Source organism: uncultured Tateyamaria sp. (assembly GCF_947494755.1).
Lineage (GTDB): Bacteria > Pseudomonadota > Alphaproteobacteria > Rhodobacterales > Rhodobacteraceae > Tateyamaria.
Genome location: NZ_CANLVZ010000005.1, coordinates 257,423 through 273,257, shown reverse-complemented (window position 1 = coordinate 273,257; position 15,835 = coordinate 257,423). Strand labels below are relative to the sequence as shown.

The following is a 15,835-nucleotide window of genomic DNA, read 5'->3' as shown; positions in this document are numbered from 1 at the left end:
GAGTTGAACGATAGGGGGTGGCTGACAGCTTTCTTGCAGAAAGCAGTCCTTGCCACTGGTTGCTTTCACCTACGTGAAAGCAACCGCTAAAATGGAATGTCGTCGCAGCCTGTGATGAACTTCGAGATGACCTTCTTCAGCCCGGCCTTCTCGAACTCGATCTCGAGCTTTTCTCCTTCGATCCCTACAACCGCGCCATAGCCGAACTTCTGGTGAAACACCCGCTCGCCCATCGTGAAACTGGACACCGCATCCAGGTCGATCACCGTGCTGCGGGTTTCTTTCGGCTGACTGAGGGGCCGCTCACTCGCGCGCGATTGCAGGCGCTTCCAGCCCGGCGAGTTATAGACATTCGCCTCTGCCGCCGCCTGATGCAGCCGGGATTCCCCCATGGAGGGGGCCGCCGCACCGTATCCGCCACCATATAGACCCGGCGGCGTCAGCACATCCACATGCGCTTCGGGCAATTCGTCGATGAAGCGCGACGGCAGCGAGGATTGCCACTGCCCGAACACCCGCCGATTGGCCGCGAAACTGATAGTACAAACCTCTTCGGCGCGGGTGATGCCCACATAGGCCAGCCGCCGCTCTTCCTCGAGTCCCTTGAGCCCGCTTTCATCCATGGACCTTTGCGACGGAAACAGGCCATCCTCCCAACCGGGCAGAAACACGCAGGGAAATTCCAGACCCTTGGCCGCGTGCAGCGTCATGATCGACACCTTGGCCCCCGCGTCATCCTGTTCGTTGTCCATGATCAGAGACACGTGTTCGAGGAAGCCTTGCAGGTTCTCGAAGCCCTCCAGCGCCTTGACCAGTTCCTTGAGGTTCTCGAGCCGCCCCGGCGCCTCGGGCGTCTTGTCGTTCTGCCAGTGGGCGGTGTAGCCGCTTTCGTCCAGAATGATCTCGGCCAGTTCCACATGGCTGACGGGCGGCGGGCCGTATTCGCTGCGCAAGGGCACGACGCCGTCATCCAGAACGCGGTCATCCTCGACCACCTCGATCCGGGGGCCGCGCAGCTTGGAATGCCAGCGCGCAATACCCTCGACGAGCGTGCGCAACTCGGTGGCGCCCTTACCCTTGATAAGCCCCTGATCGACCGCAAGACGCGCGCCTTCGACCAGCGACACGCCATTGGCGCGGGCGGTGATCTGGATGGTCTGCTGCGCCTTGTCCCCAAGCCCGCGCTTGGGCGTGTTCGCGATCCGCTCAAACGCCAGATCGTCCTCGGGGCTGACGACCACGCGGAAATAGGCCATCGCGTCGCGGATCTCCATCCGCTCGTAAAAGCGCGGACCGCCGATCACGCGGTAGGGCAGACCGATGGTCAGAAAGCGATCCTCAAACGCGCGCATCTGGTGGGAGGCGCGTACGAGGATGGCCATCTCATCCAGCGACATCGGGCGCATACCGCGCGTGCCCTGCTGAGCGGACTCGATCTCGTCGCCGATCCAGCGGGCCTCTTCCTCACCGTCCCAATGGCCGATCAGGCGGACCTTCTCGCCCTCTTCCTTTGCGGTCCACAGCGTCTTGCCCAGACGGTTTTCATTGCCGTCGATCACGCCCGAGGCGGCGGCCAGAATATGCGGGGTGGAGCGGTAGTTCTGCTCCAACCGCACCACATGCGCGCCCGGAAAGTCCTTTTCAAAGCGCAGGATGTTGCCCACTTCTGCCCCGCGCCAGCCATAGATCGACTGGTCATCATCCCCAACACAGCAGATGTTCTTGTGCCCTTGGGCCAGCAAACGCAGCCACAAGTACTGGGCCACATTGGTATCCTGATATTCGTCCACGAGGATAAAGCGGAACCAACGCTGATATTGTTCAAGCACGTCGAGGTGGTTCTGAAAGATGGTGACCATGTGCAGCAGCAGATCGCCAAAGTCGCAGGCGTTCAGTTCCAGCAGGCGGGCCTGATACTGGGCATAAAGCTCGACGCCCTTGTGATTGTAGGCCCCGCCGTCAGACGCGGGCACGTTGTCCGGCGTCAGTGCACGGTTTTTCCAGCCATCGATGATATTGGCGAGCTGGCGCGCGGGCCAGCGCTTGTCGTCGATCCCAGCGGCGCGGATCAACTGCTTCATCAGGCGGATCTGATCGTCCGTGTCCAGAATGGTGAAGTTTGACTTCAACCCGGCGAGTTCCGCATGACGCCGCAGCAGCTTCACGCAGATCGAGTGAAACGTCCCGAGCCACGGCACCCCTTCGATCTGCCCGCCGAGCATCGCACCCACCCGGTTCTTCATCTCGCGCGCGGCCTTGTTGGTGAAGGTCACCGCCAGAATCTCGTTGGGTCGCGCGTTTCCTGTGTTGAGCAGATGCACGATTCGCGCCGTCAGCGCGCGGGTCTTGCCCGTGCCCGCGCCGGCCAGCATCAGCACGGGTCCGTCCAGCTTTTCGACGGCCGCGCGCTGTTCGGGGTTCAACCCCTCCAGATAGCGCTGCGGGCGCGCCGCCATCGCGCGCGCCGACAATGATGCGCCCTCAAAGGCGTCAAATTCATCATAACTGCTCATGACTGCAATCTATCGCCTCAAGCGCGAAAGGGAAAGACACGTGTTCGCGCGTTGTTCTTCTTTTCCATTCCAAAAAATTCCGGGGGTGAGGCCGCAGGGCGCAAGGGGGCTAGCCCCCCGCGCAACACCCGCTTGCAGCGCGCCGCCCGCCTCTCCATAGTCCGCGCCATGGACCTCACCAGCCGATACCCAGCCCTCAGCGATCTGCGCGCTCGCGCACAGCGGCGAATCCCCAAATTCGTTTGGGAATACCTTGACAGCGGCACGGGGACCGAGGCCGCAAAGGCCCGCAACCGCGCCGCATTGGATCGGATTGGTATGATCCCCTCGGTGCTACATGGCGAGTTTGATCCAGACCTCAGCACAGAGCTGTTCGGGCACCAGATGCCCCTGCCCGTCGGGATCGCGCCGGTGGGGATGTCGGGGTTGATGTGGCCCAATGCCGAACGGCATCTGGCACGGGCCGGCGCGCGCCTTGGCATTCCTTATTCCCTGTCAACCGTGGCCACCGCCGCCCCAGAAGATATCCAAAGCGACCTTGGCACCCATGCATGGTTCCAAATGTACCCGCCGCGCGATGAGGGCATTCGCACCGATATGCTGAACCGCGCACGTGCGGCAGGGTTCAAGACGCTGGTGCTGACGGTGGACGTGCCCGTTGCCTCACGACGTGAACGACAAACACGCTCGGGGCTGACAAATCCACCCAAACTGACGCCCCGCTTGCTGGCGCAGGTGGCGCAGCGCCCGGCCTGGGCCATGGGCATGGCGCGCACCGGCATGCCACATATGCGGATGCTTGATGCCTACACCACCAAGGCCACCGCCAATCTGCCTGTCACGGCGCATGTGGGTTATCTGCTGCGCACCTCACCTGATTGGGACTATGTGTCGTGGCTGCGCGATGCGTGGGAGGGGCCGTTTGTAATCAAGGGAATCATGCGCGGACCGGATGCCGAGCGGCTCGAAGAGTTGGGAGTCGATGCGATCTGGGTCTCCAATCACGCGGGGCGGCAATTCGACGGGGCACCGGCCACAATTGAAGTGCTTCCGGACGTGCGGCGCGCCACAAAGCTGCCCATCATCTTTGACAGCGGCGTCGAAGGCGGGCTCGACATTTTGCGGGCCATGGCGATGGGCGCGAGCTTCGTCATGATGGGACGGGCCTGGCATTATGCGCTGGCCGCTCTTGGCCCGGACGGGCCCGATCATCTGGCACATATCCTGCGCGAAGACCTGAAATCCTGCATGGGGCAGATCGGGGCGCGCACCCTCGGCAACCTGCCAGATGTCCTGACGCACGAGGTCTAAGCGCCAGGGCCTATCCGGCGGGCAGCGTCCAGCCAGCCCCCGAACTCACCAGAAAACTGCGCACCAGCTGCTCCACCTTTGGATCCGGAGTGCCACCGATGCGGCAAATGTCGGCCAAGGCGGACAATTCGGCGAGGCTGTCGCGCGCGGCGGGCTGCAAGTCCTGCGGCGTGGCATATCCCATGCGCCACTTCGGAAACAGGGCGGCCTTGACCGGCCCGGCGGACAAGGTGCGCACGCGGGTATGACGCTGATCGACATTGATCCGGGCCAGACAGGCCGCCACCGCGCCCTCAGGCCCTTCAAGCACCTGCAAAAACCGCCCGTCGTGATAGGCAAGCAGCCCGGTGATCCCATCGCGCGCGTTATTGCGCCGCGAGATGTTCAGGATTTGCGACACAACCTCGGGGGGACAGCACCGCCTTGGCGGAGCTGGAATACACTGTACGAAACATCAAAATCAGACCCTCAAACCCCGCACGGGACATTGCAATCCTGTATGTCGGGCAAACCCTGACATTCCATTAAGCGCCAAGCCGAATTTCCTGTGCTCACGCAGCATCATTCATGCCGCTGCGCAGCATTTTTCATCCCACACCCTGTCACCCTACCCAAAAATACGCGTATACTGCTTTGCGAAAACGTCATAAAAGCCGCTCAACGCTGCCCTTTGAGTACCCATACACAGGATCCCCAGTCATGCCCGAGTTTCAAAAAATCCTCATCGCAAACCGGGGTGAAATTGCGATCCGCATCATGCGTGCAGCCAATGAAATGGGCAAAAAGACGGTTGCGGTCTTTGCCGAAGAGGACAAGCTCGGCCTGCACCGCTTCAAGGCGGACGAAGCCTATCGGATTGGTGAGGGTCTGGGTCCGGTGGCCGCCTATCTCAGTATCGAGGAAATGATCCGCGTAGCCCGCGAAAGCGGGGCGGATGCGATCCATCCGGGCTATGGCCTCTTGTCTGAAAACCCCGATTTCGTGGATGCCTGCGAACAAAACGGCATCACCTTCATCGGTCCCCGCGCCGAAACCATGCGCGCCCTTGGCGACAAGGCGTCTGCGCGCCGGGTTGCGGTCGAGGCGGGCGTCCCCGTGATCCCGGCCACCGAAGTTCTGGGCGACGACATGGCGGCCATCAAGAAAGAGGCCAAAGAGGTTGGCTATCCGCTGATGCTCAAGGCCTCTTGGGGCGGCGGCGGTCGGGGCATGCGCCCCATTGCAGATGAATCAGAGGTCGAGGAAAAAGTGCTCGAAGGGCGACGCGAGGCCGAGGCCGCCTTTGGCAACGGTGAGGGGTATCTGGAAAAGATGATCCTCAAAGCCCGCCACGTCGAAGTCCAAATTCTGGGCGACAAGCATGGCGGCATGTACCACCTGTTTGAGCGCGACTGCTCGGTCCAGCGTCGCAACCAAAAGGTGGTCGAGCGCGCGCCCGCCCCTTACCTGACGCCCGAACAGCGGGTCGAAATCTGCGATCTGGGCTACAAGATCTGCAAGCATGTGAATTATGAATGCGCGGGCACCGTCGAATTCCTGATGGATATGTCAACGGGCAAATTCTACTTCATCGAAGTGAACCCGCGCGTGCAGGTCGAACACACCGTCACCGAGGAAGTCACCGGTATCGACATCGTGCGCGCCCAGATCCTGATCGCCGAGGGCAAGACCATCGCCGAAGCCACCGGCAAGCCCACGCAAGGGGATGTGGTTTTGACCGGCCACGCGCTGCAAACCCGGATCACGACCGAAGACCCGCAGAACAACTTCATCCCCGACTATGGCCGTATCACCGCGTACCGATCGGCGACAGGCATGGGCATTCGCCTCGATGGCGGCACCGCCTATGCGGGGGGGGTCATCACCCGCTATTACGACAGCCTGCTGACCAAGATCACCGCCAAGGCCCCGACCCCCGAAATGGCGATTGCGCGGATGGACCGGGCCTTGCGCGAATTTCGCATCCGGGGTGTCAGCACCAACATCGCCTTCGTGGAAAACCTGCTGAAACACCCGACCTTCCTCGACAACACCTACCACACCAAGTTCATTGACGAGACGCCGGACCTCTTCACCTTCAAGCGCCGCCGGGACCGGGGCACCAAGGTGCTGACCTATATCGCCGACATCACCGTAAACGGGCACCCGGAGGTCAAGGACCGTCCCCGCCCCCGCGCAGATCTCAAGCCCCCGAAGCCGCCCGCCTTGCAGGCCGACCCCTCACACCAGATGGGCACCCGCAACCTGCTGGAACAAAAGGGCCCCCAGGCCGTCGCGGACTGGATGAAGGCGCAGCAACAACTGCTGATCACCGACACGACAATGCGCGACGGGCACCAGTCCCTGCTGGCGACGCGGATGCGCAGCCATGACATGATCAAGGTGGCCCCCGCCTATGCCGCCAACTTGCCGCAGCTTTTCTCGATGGAGTGCTGGGGCGGGGCCACGTTCGATGTGGCCTATCGGTTCCTGCAGGAATGTCCCTGGCAGCGCCTGCGCGACCTGCGCGAGGCGATGCCGAACCTGATGACCCAGATGCTGCTGCGCGGGGCCAACGGGGTGGGCTATACCAACTATCCCGACAACGTGGTGCAGGAATTCGTGCGCGTCGCGGCCAATACGGGCGTCGATGTGTTTCGCGTGTTCGACAGCCTCAACTGGGTCGAAAACATGCGCGTCGCGATGGACGCGGTGCAGGAACAGAACAAGGTCTGCGAAGGCACGATCTGCTATACCGGCGACATCCTGAATCCGGATCGGGCCAAGTACGACCTGAAATACTATGTCGATATGGGCAACCAGCTGAAAGACGCGGGCGCGCATGTGCTGGGCCTCAAGGATATGGCGGGTTTGCTGAAACCGGCAGCCGCGCGCGTGCTGGTGCGTGCGCTGAAACAAGAGGTCGGCTTGCCGATCCATTTCCACACGCATGACACGGCGGGAATCGCCTGTGCGACGATCCTTGCTGCTGCCGAGGCGGGTGTGGACGCGGTCGATTGCGCCATGGACGCCTTGTCGGGCAATACCTCGCAAGCCACGCTTGGCACGGTGGTCGGCGCACTGCAGCACACTGACCGCGACACTGGCCTTTCGGTCGATGCGATCCGCGACATCTCGGACTATTGGGAGGCGGTGCGCGATCATTACGCCGCCTTCGAGAGCGGGATGCAAGCTCCCTCCTCCGAAGTCTACCTGCACGAAATGCCCGGCGGGCAGTTCACCAACCTCAAGGCACAGGCCCGCTCACTGGGGCTTGAAGATCGCTGGCACGAGGTCGCGCGCACTTACCGGTCCGTGAACCAGATGTTCGGCGATATCGTGAAGGTCACGCCGTCCTCCAAAGTGGTGGGGGACATGGCGCTGATGATGGTCAGCCAGAACCTCACCCGGGAAGAGGTCGAGGACCCCGAAAAGGACGTCGCCTTCCCCGATTCAGTCGTGGACATGATGCGCGGCAATCTCGGTCAGCCTCCGGGCGGGTTCCCGACTGCGATCCAGACCAAGATCCTGAAAGGCGAGGCCCCCAACACCGCCCGCCCCGGCGCGGATGTGCCTGCCGTCGACCTTGAAGCGACACGCGCGGACCTGTCTGGGCAGCTCGAAGGGCGCGAGGTCGATGATGAGGACCTGTCGGGCTACCTCATGTATCCCAAGGTCTTCCTCGACTATATGGGCCGACACCGCCTATACGGCCCCGTTCGGACCCTGCCAACCAAGACGTTCTTTTACGGGATGCAGCCGGGCGAAGAGATCACCGCCGAAATCGACCCGGGCAAGACCCTCGAAATCCGTCTGCAAGCGGTCGGCGAGACGAACGAGGACGGCGAGGCCAAGGTGTTTTTTGAGCTCAACGGCCAGCCCCGCGTCATCCGCGTCCCGAACCGCATGGTGAAATCGACAACGGTGCAGCGTCCCAAGGCCGAGTTGGGCAATGCCGCGCATGTGGGCGCGCCCATGCCGGGTGTGGTCGCCAGCGTTGGTGTGCAAGTGGGCCAGGAGGTGAGCGAAGGCGACCTGCTGCTGACCATTGAGGCGATGAAGATGGAGACGGGCATCCACGCCGAGCGCGACGCAGTGGTCAAGGCGGTGCATATCGCGCCCGGCGGGCAGATCGACGCCAAGGACCTGCTTGTCGAGTTTGAATGACGCCGCCGCTGTCCGCTTGGGGGCTGACGGGGAGCCCCGTTCCCCTGCGCGGTGGGCACCGCAATACGGTGCTGCAGGTGGGTGGCCATATTCTAAAAACAACCCGGCGGTCCGAAGCGGCGCTGGAGTGGCTAACCCCGGTTCATGATGCCGCGCAAGCCGCCGGCTTGCGCGTGCCCCGTTTGATCCGCGGCGGGACCGGCACCTTGAGCGTGGAGGGATGGACCTGCGAGCCATACCTACCGGGGCGGCCCGCAGATGCGCGCAGAATCGCGGTGCAAATTCAGGCGTTTCATCGTGCTTGCGACTCCCTCCCCCAACGCCCCGGATTTGCCAGCGCCTCCGACCTGATCACGTCCGACTATGGGGGTGATGTGGATTTGCGACTGATGCCAGCGCGCGTGATTACGCAAATCCGGCAAGCGTGGTCTGCGGTCGCAAGCCAGCCGCACTCCGTTGTGCACGCCGATCTTGGCCCCCCGAACATCTTCGTGGACGAGGACGGCACAGCCAGCGTGATCGACTGGGACGAGGCACGGTTTGATCTGACCTTGTTCGACCTTGCCCTGGCAGGCGATAGCAGCCCCGAGGCAGAGCGTGCCAGACTGGCGTGGGAAATCGCCTGCTGCTGGCAGGTCGAGCCCGACCGCGCCCTTGCCCTCGTCGAAACCATCGACTGGTAGACCGGCAGCGGCGCGTGGGCCTATCACCCAATTCAAATGCCAAGGCCGCCAATATCCCTAACGGTGCCACACATCATCTGACAGTTTGAAACAAGCCCTCAAAGCGGTTTGAAATTCGCTTGCCAAGCCTATGGCGGTCCGAAAGGCTGCACATCAACGCCCAGCGAAATTCAGGACGCCACATGAAAACCCCCACCAATCGTGCCACATGGATGGCCGTTTCGGCCATGTTCGTCCTGAACGGCGCGCTTTACGGTATGTGGGCCTCGCGGATCCCCGCAGTGGCGCAGGTGCATGGGCTGGATGCGGGCGATCTTGGTTGGCTGCTCTTGCTGCTTGCGGGTGGCGCGATCACCGCCTTTCCGCTTGCGGGGCGCTTTGCGGACAAGCTGGGCGCTGCGCGGCTCACCCTGCACATCGCCGCCGCCTACAGCGTTGCATTGTGCCTGATCGGGGTTGCACCCAATGTGCCCCTTCTTGCGCTGACCCTGTTTCTGTTCGGGGCCACCCATGGGGCGATGGACGTCGCGATGAACACATGGGCTGGAGAGGCAGAGCGGCATATCGCGCGCCCGGTCATGTCCTCGTTTCACGCGATGTTCAGCCTAGGGGCCGGTCTGGGGGCGGCATCGGGTTATGGGGCGGAACTGTACGGCGTCGGCATCGCGGCGCATTTCGTTCCGGGTGCTGCCGCAATTGCGGCGCTGACACTGGCCATGGCGTGGATTCCATGGACCTCTGCGCGTCAGGACACCACCCAAAGCACTCCGCTGTTTCCGATCCCGCGAGGCGCTTTGGTTGCAGTCGGGATGATCGCCTTTTGCGCGTCCATGGGCGAAGGGGCCATGGTCGATTGGTCCGCCCTGTTCCTTGTCGATATCGCACAAGTCAGTGCTGCAAATGCGGCCCTTGGCTATACCGTGTTTTCCGTCGCCATGGTCATCACACGGCTGATGGGGGATCAGGTGACCCAAGCGTTCGGCCCAGTCACAACCGCGCGGATCGCTGGCGTGTTCGCGACCGCAGGCACCCTTTGCGCGGTGAGCTTTGCCACCTATGCGGCCGCGCTGGTCGGCTTTGGGCTGATGGGTATTGGCTATGCGGTGATCATGCCGCTGGCCTTTTCGCGCGCGGCAAACGATCCGCACCTGCCACCCGGCACGGCCATCGCGAGCGTGGCGACCTTGGGCTATGGCGGGCTGCTGTTGGGCCCGCCGCTGATCGGGTTTATCGCGCACGCCACGACCTTGCGCACCGGGTTCGGCGTGTTGGCGGTGCTGGCAGCACTGATCATCGTGCTGGCCCATGCGGTGCGCAGCCCGCGGGCCTAACCCTTGTTGTAGTAAAAGACCTCGCGCACGACCTTCCCGTCTTTCCACGTCTGGAAGGCCACTTGGCGCTGCGTGATCCGCTCACCGCCCTTGGGGGTCATTTCAAACACCCACTCGACCGCCGCCTGATCGCCATCGACCGCAACGCGGCCCACACTGGCGGCGTGAAATTCGACGTTGCCGACGAACATCTCTTCGAACTTGCGGTTCTCATCCTTGCCGACGCGGTCTTCGACACCGTTCTCGCTCATCACCACATCTTCGGCATAGTATTTTTCAAAGGTCTCAAGGATCTCACCGCGCATGGTGCCATCGATAACGGCTTGTACATTCTCTCTGATCGACATTGTCTATCTCCTCAACTAAGGCCGGGATATCGGCATGTTCCGGACCACTATAAGCGTTCAAATTTGCAAATATACACCCATAAAAGCAGGTTAATTGTGCACAAATGGACATACATGCATTTACGTACATTGTCCCCGACTATGATGCGGGCATTGATTTCTTTTGCAAGGTGCTGGGCTTTGATCTGGTCGCGGATATCGACCAAGGGCGCAAACGATGGGTTGAAGTCCGCGGACCGGATGCCGAAACGAGCATCGTCCTGGCCCGTGCAGATGGCCCCGTCCAAGAGGCTGCCATCGGCAATCAGGGCGCGGGCCGGGTGTGGCTGTTTCTGGGCACGAATGATTTTGCGCGCGACTATGACCACCTGCGCGCCCACGGCATCCGGTTCGAAGAAGCACCTCGCCATGAGCCATATGGAACCGTGGCGGTATTTGTCGACCCCTTCGGCAGCCGGTGGGATCTGATCCAGCGCACCTGACGTTCAGCATCTGGAAAGCCCCTTGCCCGGCGCGCCCATACGGCAGCGCGGGATCACCGGGTAGGTATCCGTCAGAAAATAGGCCTATGTGCCGCCGGGATACTCAGACGAGGTGATCATGGCCCCGTTGCAAAGGCGTGGCGTGGCCGACCTTGGGACTGACGGGCACACGGAACGTGTGGGATTGGGCGGAAACACGGTTCGGATTGTCCGCATTGGGACAGCGGCCAACCGCATGGGTCGGCACAACCTTGGATGTGATGGTGTCGGTACGCCCAGTCTGGGTGATCGTGACCGACCCGCCCGATACGCGCTGCACTGCGCGGGCCAAGGCGACCGGTTCGGCCTTGGTGCCGGCGTGCTGGCGCAACATGGGCTGGGCATCGCCTTGGGCCGCACAGCCAAGTGCGATTGCAAAGATCAGTGCCGTCGTCTTGAGTTGGGACAAGGTCATGATCAGTCTCCGGGGCAAAAGCTTTTGCTTGGCGGGATCGGGCCGTGGGATGACAACAACAGCGCGGTGGGTCATGAGGGTCATACGCGCACCAGTTCTGTTTCCGTCGCACAGCGCTTCAAAATTTTCGACAGCGCAACAGGATCCCCTCAAGTTTTTTTTGCACAGCCCCGCACTTTTCCACTTGCAGCGCGCGGCAGGGGTAAGTATCTCCGGCTCACCCAAGGAAGCGGGCGTAGCTCAGGGGTAGAGCATAACCTTGCCAAGGTTAGGGTCGGGCGTTCGAATCGCCTCGCCCGCTCCAATTTTCCAGCTGCACCCGGGCTGGAGAGATCACGATGACAGGGCCTCCTTCGGGAGGCCCTTTCGTTTTTCGCACCACAGATTGGCGATCCACGCCACATCAGCCGGAGAGTCTGCCTTGATCCTGGATATCGACGTTCATTTGAAATACGACCTTCCCGCGCCCGTGGACCTCTTGGTGCAGATCGAGGCCGCCCCCCTGCCCGACCAACACCTGCTGTCAGCCCATATCGCGACGTCCGAGACGCAGCATTTTGCGCGCGTCGCTGCCGAGGACGGGATCGGGGAGCGCATCTGGCTGCGCGCGACCGGCCCGTTTCACTGCGATTATACGGCGCAGGTGCGGGTTGATCGGCCTGTGTCTGATCTGAAAGCCCTCGACGCGGTCGCGCCTCACTTGCTGCCCGGGGACACGGTCCGCTATCTGATGCCATCGCGCTATTGTCCGTCAGACGAGTTCCAGTCCTTTGTTGCGGCGGAGTTTGGCGGTCTTCAGGGCGGGGCGCGGATCGCGGCGATCAACGACTGGATCGCAGGTGCGTTTTCCTATGTGCCCGGCGTCAGCAACGCCCAGACCACGGCCATCGACAGCTTTGTGCAGCGGCAGGGGATTTGCCGGGATTATGCCCACGTGATGATTGCGCTGGCGAGGGCCTCGACCATCCCGGCGCGCTTTGCCAGCGTCTATGCGCCGGATGTTACCCCACAGGATTTTCACGCCGTCGCAGAGGTCTATCTGGACGGGGCATGGCATTTGGTGGACCCGACCGGCATGGCGACCCCCGACACGATGGCGCGGATCGGTGTCGGCGCGGACGCGGCGGACGTGGCGTTCCTGAATGTCTTTGGGCAGGCCGGGTTCGTGGCCCAATCGGTGTCGGTCAGCCGCGCGGCTAAAACACCTTGAACGTCATGGTGGTCAGCGAACGTTCGATCCCGTCAATGTCCAGAAGCTGGTCGTTGATGTATTTGCCGACGTCCTGACCTTCGGGGATATAGACCTTCATCAGCAGGTCGTAGTCGCCGGAGGTGGAATAGAGTTCCGAGTGGATTTCGCGCAGCGCGATCTCTTCGGCCACTTTGTAGGTCGATCCCGGGCGGCATCGGATCTGGATAAAGACGCAAGTGGACATCGGGCAGGCCCTTTTCGTGACAGATATGCCAGTCTAGTGCCATGTCGGAGGGGGGTGGCGCAAGGACCGGCGCGGTGGGCCTTGGCGACGCGCGCCCTGCCCCCTATAGAAGCGCCAACGCATATTTTCGAACCGGAGGCCTGCCCCATGCGCAGCACCACCCTGACCCGCACCACCGCCGAAACCGACATTTCGGTCGAACTGAACCTGGATGGCACGGGTGTATATGACAACCAGACCGGGGTCGGGTTCTTTGATCATATGCTGGACCAGTTGGCGCGGCATGCGCTGATCGACATGAAAGTCCGCTGCGCGGGCGATCTGCATATCGACGATCACCACACGGTCGAGGATGTGGGCATCGCTTTGGGTCAGGCGCTGGCCGAGGCCGTCGGCGACAAGAAAGGTATTCAGCGTTATGGGTCCTGCCTGTTGCCGATGGACGACGCGCTGGTGCGCGCGGCCCTTGATCTGTCGGGCCGGCCCTTTCTGGTGTGGAATGTGGATTTGCCCACGGCGAAGATCGGGACTTTTGACTCCGAACTGGTGCGCGAGTTCTTTCAGGCGCTGTCGACCCATGGCGGCATCACGCTGCATGTGGACATGCTGCATGGCCTCAACAGTCACCACATTGCCGAGGCGACCTTCAAGGCGGTGGCGCGTGCGTTGCGCATCGCGCTGGAGGTTGATCCGCGCGTCGCCGATGCGATCCCCTCGACCAAGGGCACCCTATGAGCCTCACGGTTCTGATCGACTACGAAAGCGGCAATCTGCATTCAGCGCATAAGGCGTTCGAGCGCATGGCGCGCGAGGCGGATGCGGGCACCGTTGTCGTCACATCCGATGCGGATGTGGTTGCGCGGGCCGACCGGATCGTGCTGCCCGGTGACGGGGCCTTTCCGGCCTGTGCTGCCGCGTTGCGCGGGGCGGGTGTTTACGAGGCGTTGGTCGAGGCCGTTGAGGTCAAGGGCCGCCCGTTTCTGGGCATCTGTGTCGGCATGCAATTGATGGCCACGTGGGGGCGCGAATATACCGACACGCCGGGTCTCGATTGGGTGGGCGGTCAGGTGGTGCCGATTGTGCCCGCTGATCAGAGCTTCAAGGTTCCGCATATGGGCTGGAACGATCTGGTTCTGGATGCGCCGCATCCCGCGTTTGAGGGTGTGGTGAGTGGCGATCACACCTATTTCGTGCACTCCTATCATTTCGAGGTCGCCGATCCGGCACTGCGGCTGGCGCATGTGGATTATGCCGGTGATGTCACGGCGGTGGTCGGGCGCGATACGATGTTGGGCATGCAGTTTCATCCTGAAAAGAGTCAGGATGTGGGGCTGCGCATGATCCGCAACTTCTTGACCTGGGCCCCTTAACCGAACCGGCGAGGCGCAGGACACCTGCGCCTTACATGGGGGTTCTGCCCCCGGGCATTGCAGCCTTCCGCGCGGTATGTTTGGCCAAAAGAAGATCAGGGACGGTTTGCTTTTTCGGTGAGACCGGACATGCTCTGGCGTTGGTCGAGCTCCGCCATCACATCCTGAAGCGCCACATCGCGCGCAGCCAGCATGACCAGCAGGTGATAAAGCACATCTGCGGCTTCTGATGTCAGCCCCGCTCGGTCGCCCTTCACCGCTTCGATAATCGCCTCGATGGCCTCTTCGCCGAACTTTTCGGCGCATTTTTCAGGGCCCTTGGCGAGCAGCTTGGCTGTCCATGAGCTGTCGGGATCAGCCCCTTTGCGCGCCTCAATGGTTGCGAAGAGATCGTCTAGCGTCATGTCAGCCTCATGGGGATGCCAGCGGCGGCCATATGCGCCTTGGCCTGTCCAATCGTGAAATCACCAAAGTGGAAGATCGATGCCGCCAGTACCGCCGATGCGCCGCCTTGCGTCACACCGTCAACGAGGTGATCCAATGTGCCCACCCCACCGCTGGCGATCACGGGGATCGATACCGCGTCCGAGATCGCGCGGGTCAATGGCAGATTGAAGCCTGCCCGCGTGCCGTCGCGGTCCATCGACGTCAGCAGGATTTCCCCTGCCCCCTTGGCGGCGGCGGTCCGCGCGAAATCCACCGCGTCAATGCCCGTGGGTTTGCGCCCGCCATGGGTGAAAATCTCCCACTTGCCGGGGCTGACCGTCTTGGCGTCGATTGCGCAGACGATGCACTGGCTGCCGAACTGGTCGGCGGCGCGCGCCAGCACGTCCGGATCGGCAACGGCAGCCGAGTTGAACGACACCTTGTCCGCACCCGCCAGCAGCAATGCCCGCACATCCGCGACCGTACGTACCCCGCCCCCGACCGTCAGCGGGATAAAGCACTGTTCGGCCGTGCGTTGCACCAGATCGAACATCGTGCCCCGGTTCTCGTGGGTCGCGTGGATGTCGAGAAAGCACAGCTCGTCCGCGCCGGCTGCATCATAGGCTTTTGCGGCGGCCACAGGGTCACCTGCGTCCACGAGATCGACGAAATTCACGCCTTTGACGACGCGCCCGTCGGCGACATCGAGGCAGGGGATGATCCGGGTTTTCAACATGGGGGCTTGATAGTGTGCTTTGCGCGGGCGCGAAAGGGGCTGCGGGCCCTGCTGCTTCGGCGGGCTTTGGCTGGTCACGCGAACGTGGCTGGTATTGTCCGTGCGTGATGGCACTGTGGGCTGGCACTTAAGGGAGAATTGCGATGAGACTGTTTGCGACGATTGGGTTTATTTTGGCGATGACGGGGGCCGCAATGGCTGGTGACAATGGAATCGAACGCAAGAAGGCGGCAGCAGGCGTGGCTGAAACCGTGGACCAGCTGGTTGCAGCGATGGAAGGTGCGGGCCTCAAGATATTCGCGCGCGTGGACCATGGCGCGGGTGCGCAATCCATTGGTGAGGACATCGGGGCCTCGCAACTTTTGATCTTTGGCAATCCAAAGGTCGGCACGCCCGCAATCAAGGATGACCCGGTGTCGGGGCTGTTCCTGCCGCTCAAGGTGCTGGTCTATGAGGATGGGGGCCAGACCTGGATCGCCTATCAAAAGCCTGCCGATATGCTGGGCCCATTGGGCGGAGTGGCCGAGGATGCGCCTTATATCAACGTGATGACCGGTGCCTTGGGCAAGTTCACGGACGCAGTCGCGGAGTAACTCAGGG

General features: G+C 62.2%; 16 protein-coding genes and 1 tRNA gene. 10 read left to right on the top strand and 7 right to left on the bottom strand.

Annotated features, from left to right (window positions below):
• Nucleotides 1–86: 86 nt before the first annotated feature.
• Entirely contained in the window at nucleotides 87–2,513 is a 2,427-nt protein-coding gene (locus tag Q0908_RS08835) for an ATP-dependent helicase (RefSeq protein ID WP_299283140.1), read from the bottom strand.
• Between the two features lie 168 nt (nucleotides 2,514–2,681).
• On the opposite strand from Q0908_RS08835, the gene Q0908_RS08830 reads away from it, so the two are divergent.
• Nucleotides 2,682–3,824 (top strand): alpha-hydroxy acid oxidase, encoded by a 1,143-nt coding sequence (locus Q0908_RS08830; protein ID WP_299283139.1) that lies wholly within the window; start codon nucleotides 2,682–2,684, stop codon nucleotides 3,822–3,824.
• A 10-nt stretch (nucleotides 3,825–3,834) separates the two neighbouring features.
• On the opposite strand, the gene Q0908_RS08825 is transcribed toward Q0908_RS08830, so the two are convergent.
• A complete protein-coding gene (locus Q0908_RS08825; RefSeq protein ID WP_299283137.1) occupies nucleotides 3,835–4,224 on the bottom strand; it encodes a BLUF domain-containing protein in 390 nt (129 codons plus the stop codon).
• A gap of 299 nt (nucleotides 4,225–4,523) precedes the next feature.
• On the opposite strand from Q0908_RS08825, the gene Q0908_RS08820 reads away from it, so the two are divergent.
• The 3 genes from Q0908_RS08820 to Q0908_RS08810 all read left to right on the top strand — a co-directional run bounded on the left by Q0908_RS08820 (nucleotide 4,524) and on the right by Q0908_RS08810 (nucleotide 9,984).
• On the top strand, nucleotides 4,524–7,970 hold the full coding sequence (locus Q0908_RS08820; RefSeq protein ID WP_299283134.1) for a pyruvate carboxylase: 3,447 nt from the start codon (nucleotides 4,524–4,526) through the stop codon (nucleotides 7,968–7,970).
• Nucleotides 7,967–8,653, top strand: coding sequence for a phosphotransferase (locus Q0908_RS08815; protein ID WP_299283132.1), 687 nt, complete (start codon nucleotides 7,967–7,969; stop codon nucleotides 8,651–8,653). Before Q0908_RS08820 ends, Q0908_RS08815 begins: the two co-directional genes overlap by 4 nt.
• Before the next feature lie 182 nt (nucleotides 8,654–8,835).
• A complete protein-coding gene (locus Q0908_RS08810; RefSeq protein WP_299283130.1) occupies nucleotides 8,836–9,984 on the top strand; it encodes an MFS transporter in 1,149 nt (382 codons plus the stop codon).
• Here the strand turns inward: Q0908_RS08810 and Q0908_RS08805 are convergent.
• A complete protein-coding gene (locus Q0908_RS08805) occupies nucleotides 9,981–10,331 on the bottom strand; it encodes a nuclear transport factor 2 family protein (protein WP_299283126.1) in 351 nt (116 codons plus the stop codon). The genes Q0908_RS08810 and Q0908_RS08805 overlap by 4 nt on opposite strands.
• Nucleotides 10,332–10,435: 104 nt before the next feature.
• On the opposite strand from Q0908_RS08805, the gene Q0908_RS08800 reads away from it, so the two are divergent.
• A complete protein-coding gene (locus Q0908_RS08800; protein WP_299283123.1) occupies nucleotides 10,436–10,813 on the top strand; it encodes a VOC family protein in 378 nt (125 codons plus the stop codon).
• 103 nt (nucleotides 10,814–10,916) lie between these two features.
• On the opposite strand, the gene Q0908_RS08795 is transcribed toward Q0908_RS08800, so the two are convergent.
• Nucleotides 10,917–11,267: a hypothetical protein gene (locus Q0908_RS08795; protein WP_299283121.1), complete on the bottom strand. Its 351-nt coding sequence runs from the start codon at nucleotides 11,265–11,267 to the stop codon at nucleotides 10,917–10,919.
• Nucleotides 11,268–11,496: 229 nt separating this feature from the next.
• On the opposite strand from Q0908_RS08795, the gene Q0908_RS08790 reads away from it, so the two are divergent.
• Nucleotides 11,497–11,571, top strand: a tRNA-Gly gene (locus Q0908_RS08790).
• Between the two features lie 117 nt (nucleotides 11,572–11,688).
• A complete protein-coding gene (locus Q0908_RS08785; protein ID WP_299283118.1) occupies nucleotides 11,689–12,477 on the top strand; it encodes a transglutaminase family protein in 789 nt (262 codons plus the stop codon).
• Here Q0908_RS08785 and Q0908_RS08780 read toward each other — a convergent pair.
• Nucleotides 12,464–12,703, bottom strand: a complete 240-nt coding sequence (locus tag Q0908_RS08780; RefSeq protein ID WP_299283116.1) for an Lrp/AsnC ligand binding domain-containing protein — start codon at nucleotides 12,701–12,703, stop codon at nucleotides 12,464–12,466. The genes Q0908_RS08785 and Q0908_RS08780 overlap by 14 nt on opposite strands.
• Before the next feature lie 147 nt (nucleotides 12,704–12,850).
• On the opposite strand from Q0908_RS08780, the gene hisB reads away from it, so the two are divergent.
• Nucleotides 12,851–13,438, top strand: coding sequence for an imidazoleglycerol-phosphate dehydratase HisB (gene hisB / locus Q0908_RS08775; protein WP_299283113.1), 588 nt, complete (start codon nucleotides 12,851–12,853; stop codon nucleotides 13,436–13,438).
• Complete coding sequence (gene hisH, locus Q0908_RS08770; RefSeq protein WP_299283110.1) at nucleotides 13,435–14,073, top strand: imidazole glycerol phosphate synthase subunit HisH; 639 nt, start codon at nucleotides 13,435–13,437, stop codon at nucleotides 14,071–14,073. The genes hisB and hisH overlap by 4 nt, the downstream gene beginning before the upstream one ends.
• 95 nt (nucleotides 14,074–14,168) lie before the next feature.
• On the opposite strand, the gene Q0908_RS08765 is transcribed toward hisH, so the two are convergent.
• Complete coding sequence (locus Q0908_RS08765) at nucleotides 14,169–14,477, bottom strand: phosphoribosyl-ATP diphosphatase (RefSeq protein ID WP_299283108.1); 309 nt, start codon at nucleotides 14,475–14,477, stop codon at nucleotides 14,169–14,171.
• Nucleotides 14,474–15,235, bottom strand: coding sequence for an imidazole glycerol phosphate synthase subunit HisF (gene hisF, locus Q0908_RS08760; RefSeq protein WP_299283106.1), 762 nt, complete (start codon nucleotides 15,233–15,235; stop codon nucleotides 14,474–14,476). Before hisF ends, Q0908_RS08765 begins: the two co-directional genes overlap by 4 nt.
• A 143-nt stretch (nucleotides 15,236–15,378) precedes the next feature.
• On the opposite strand from hisF, the gene Q0908_RS08755 reads away from it, so the two are divergent.
• The gene (locus tag Q0908_RS08755; RefSeq protein ID WP_299283103.1) at nucleotides 15,379–15,828 is read left to right on the top strand and encodes a DUF302 domain-containing protein; all 450 of its coding nucleotides are present in this window, start codon (nucleotides 15,379–15,381) and stop codon (nucleotides 15,826–15,828) included.
• Nucleotides 15,829–15,835 lie beyond the last annotated feature (7 nt).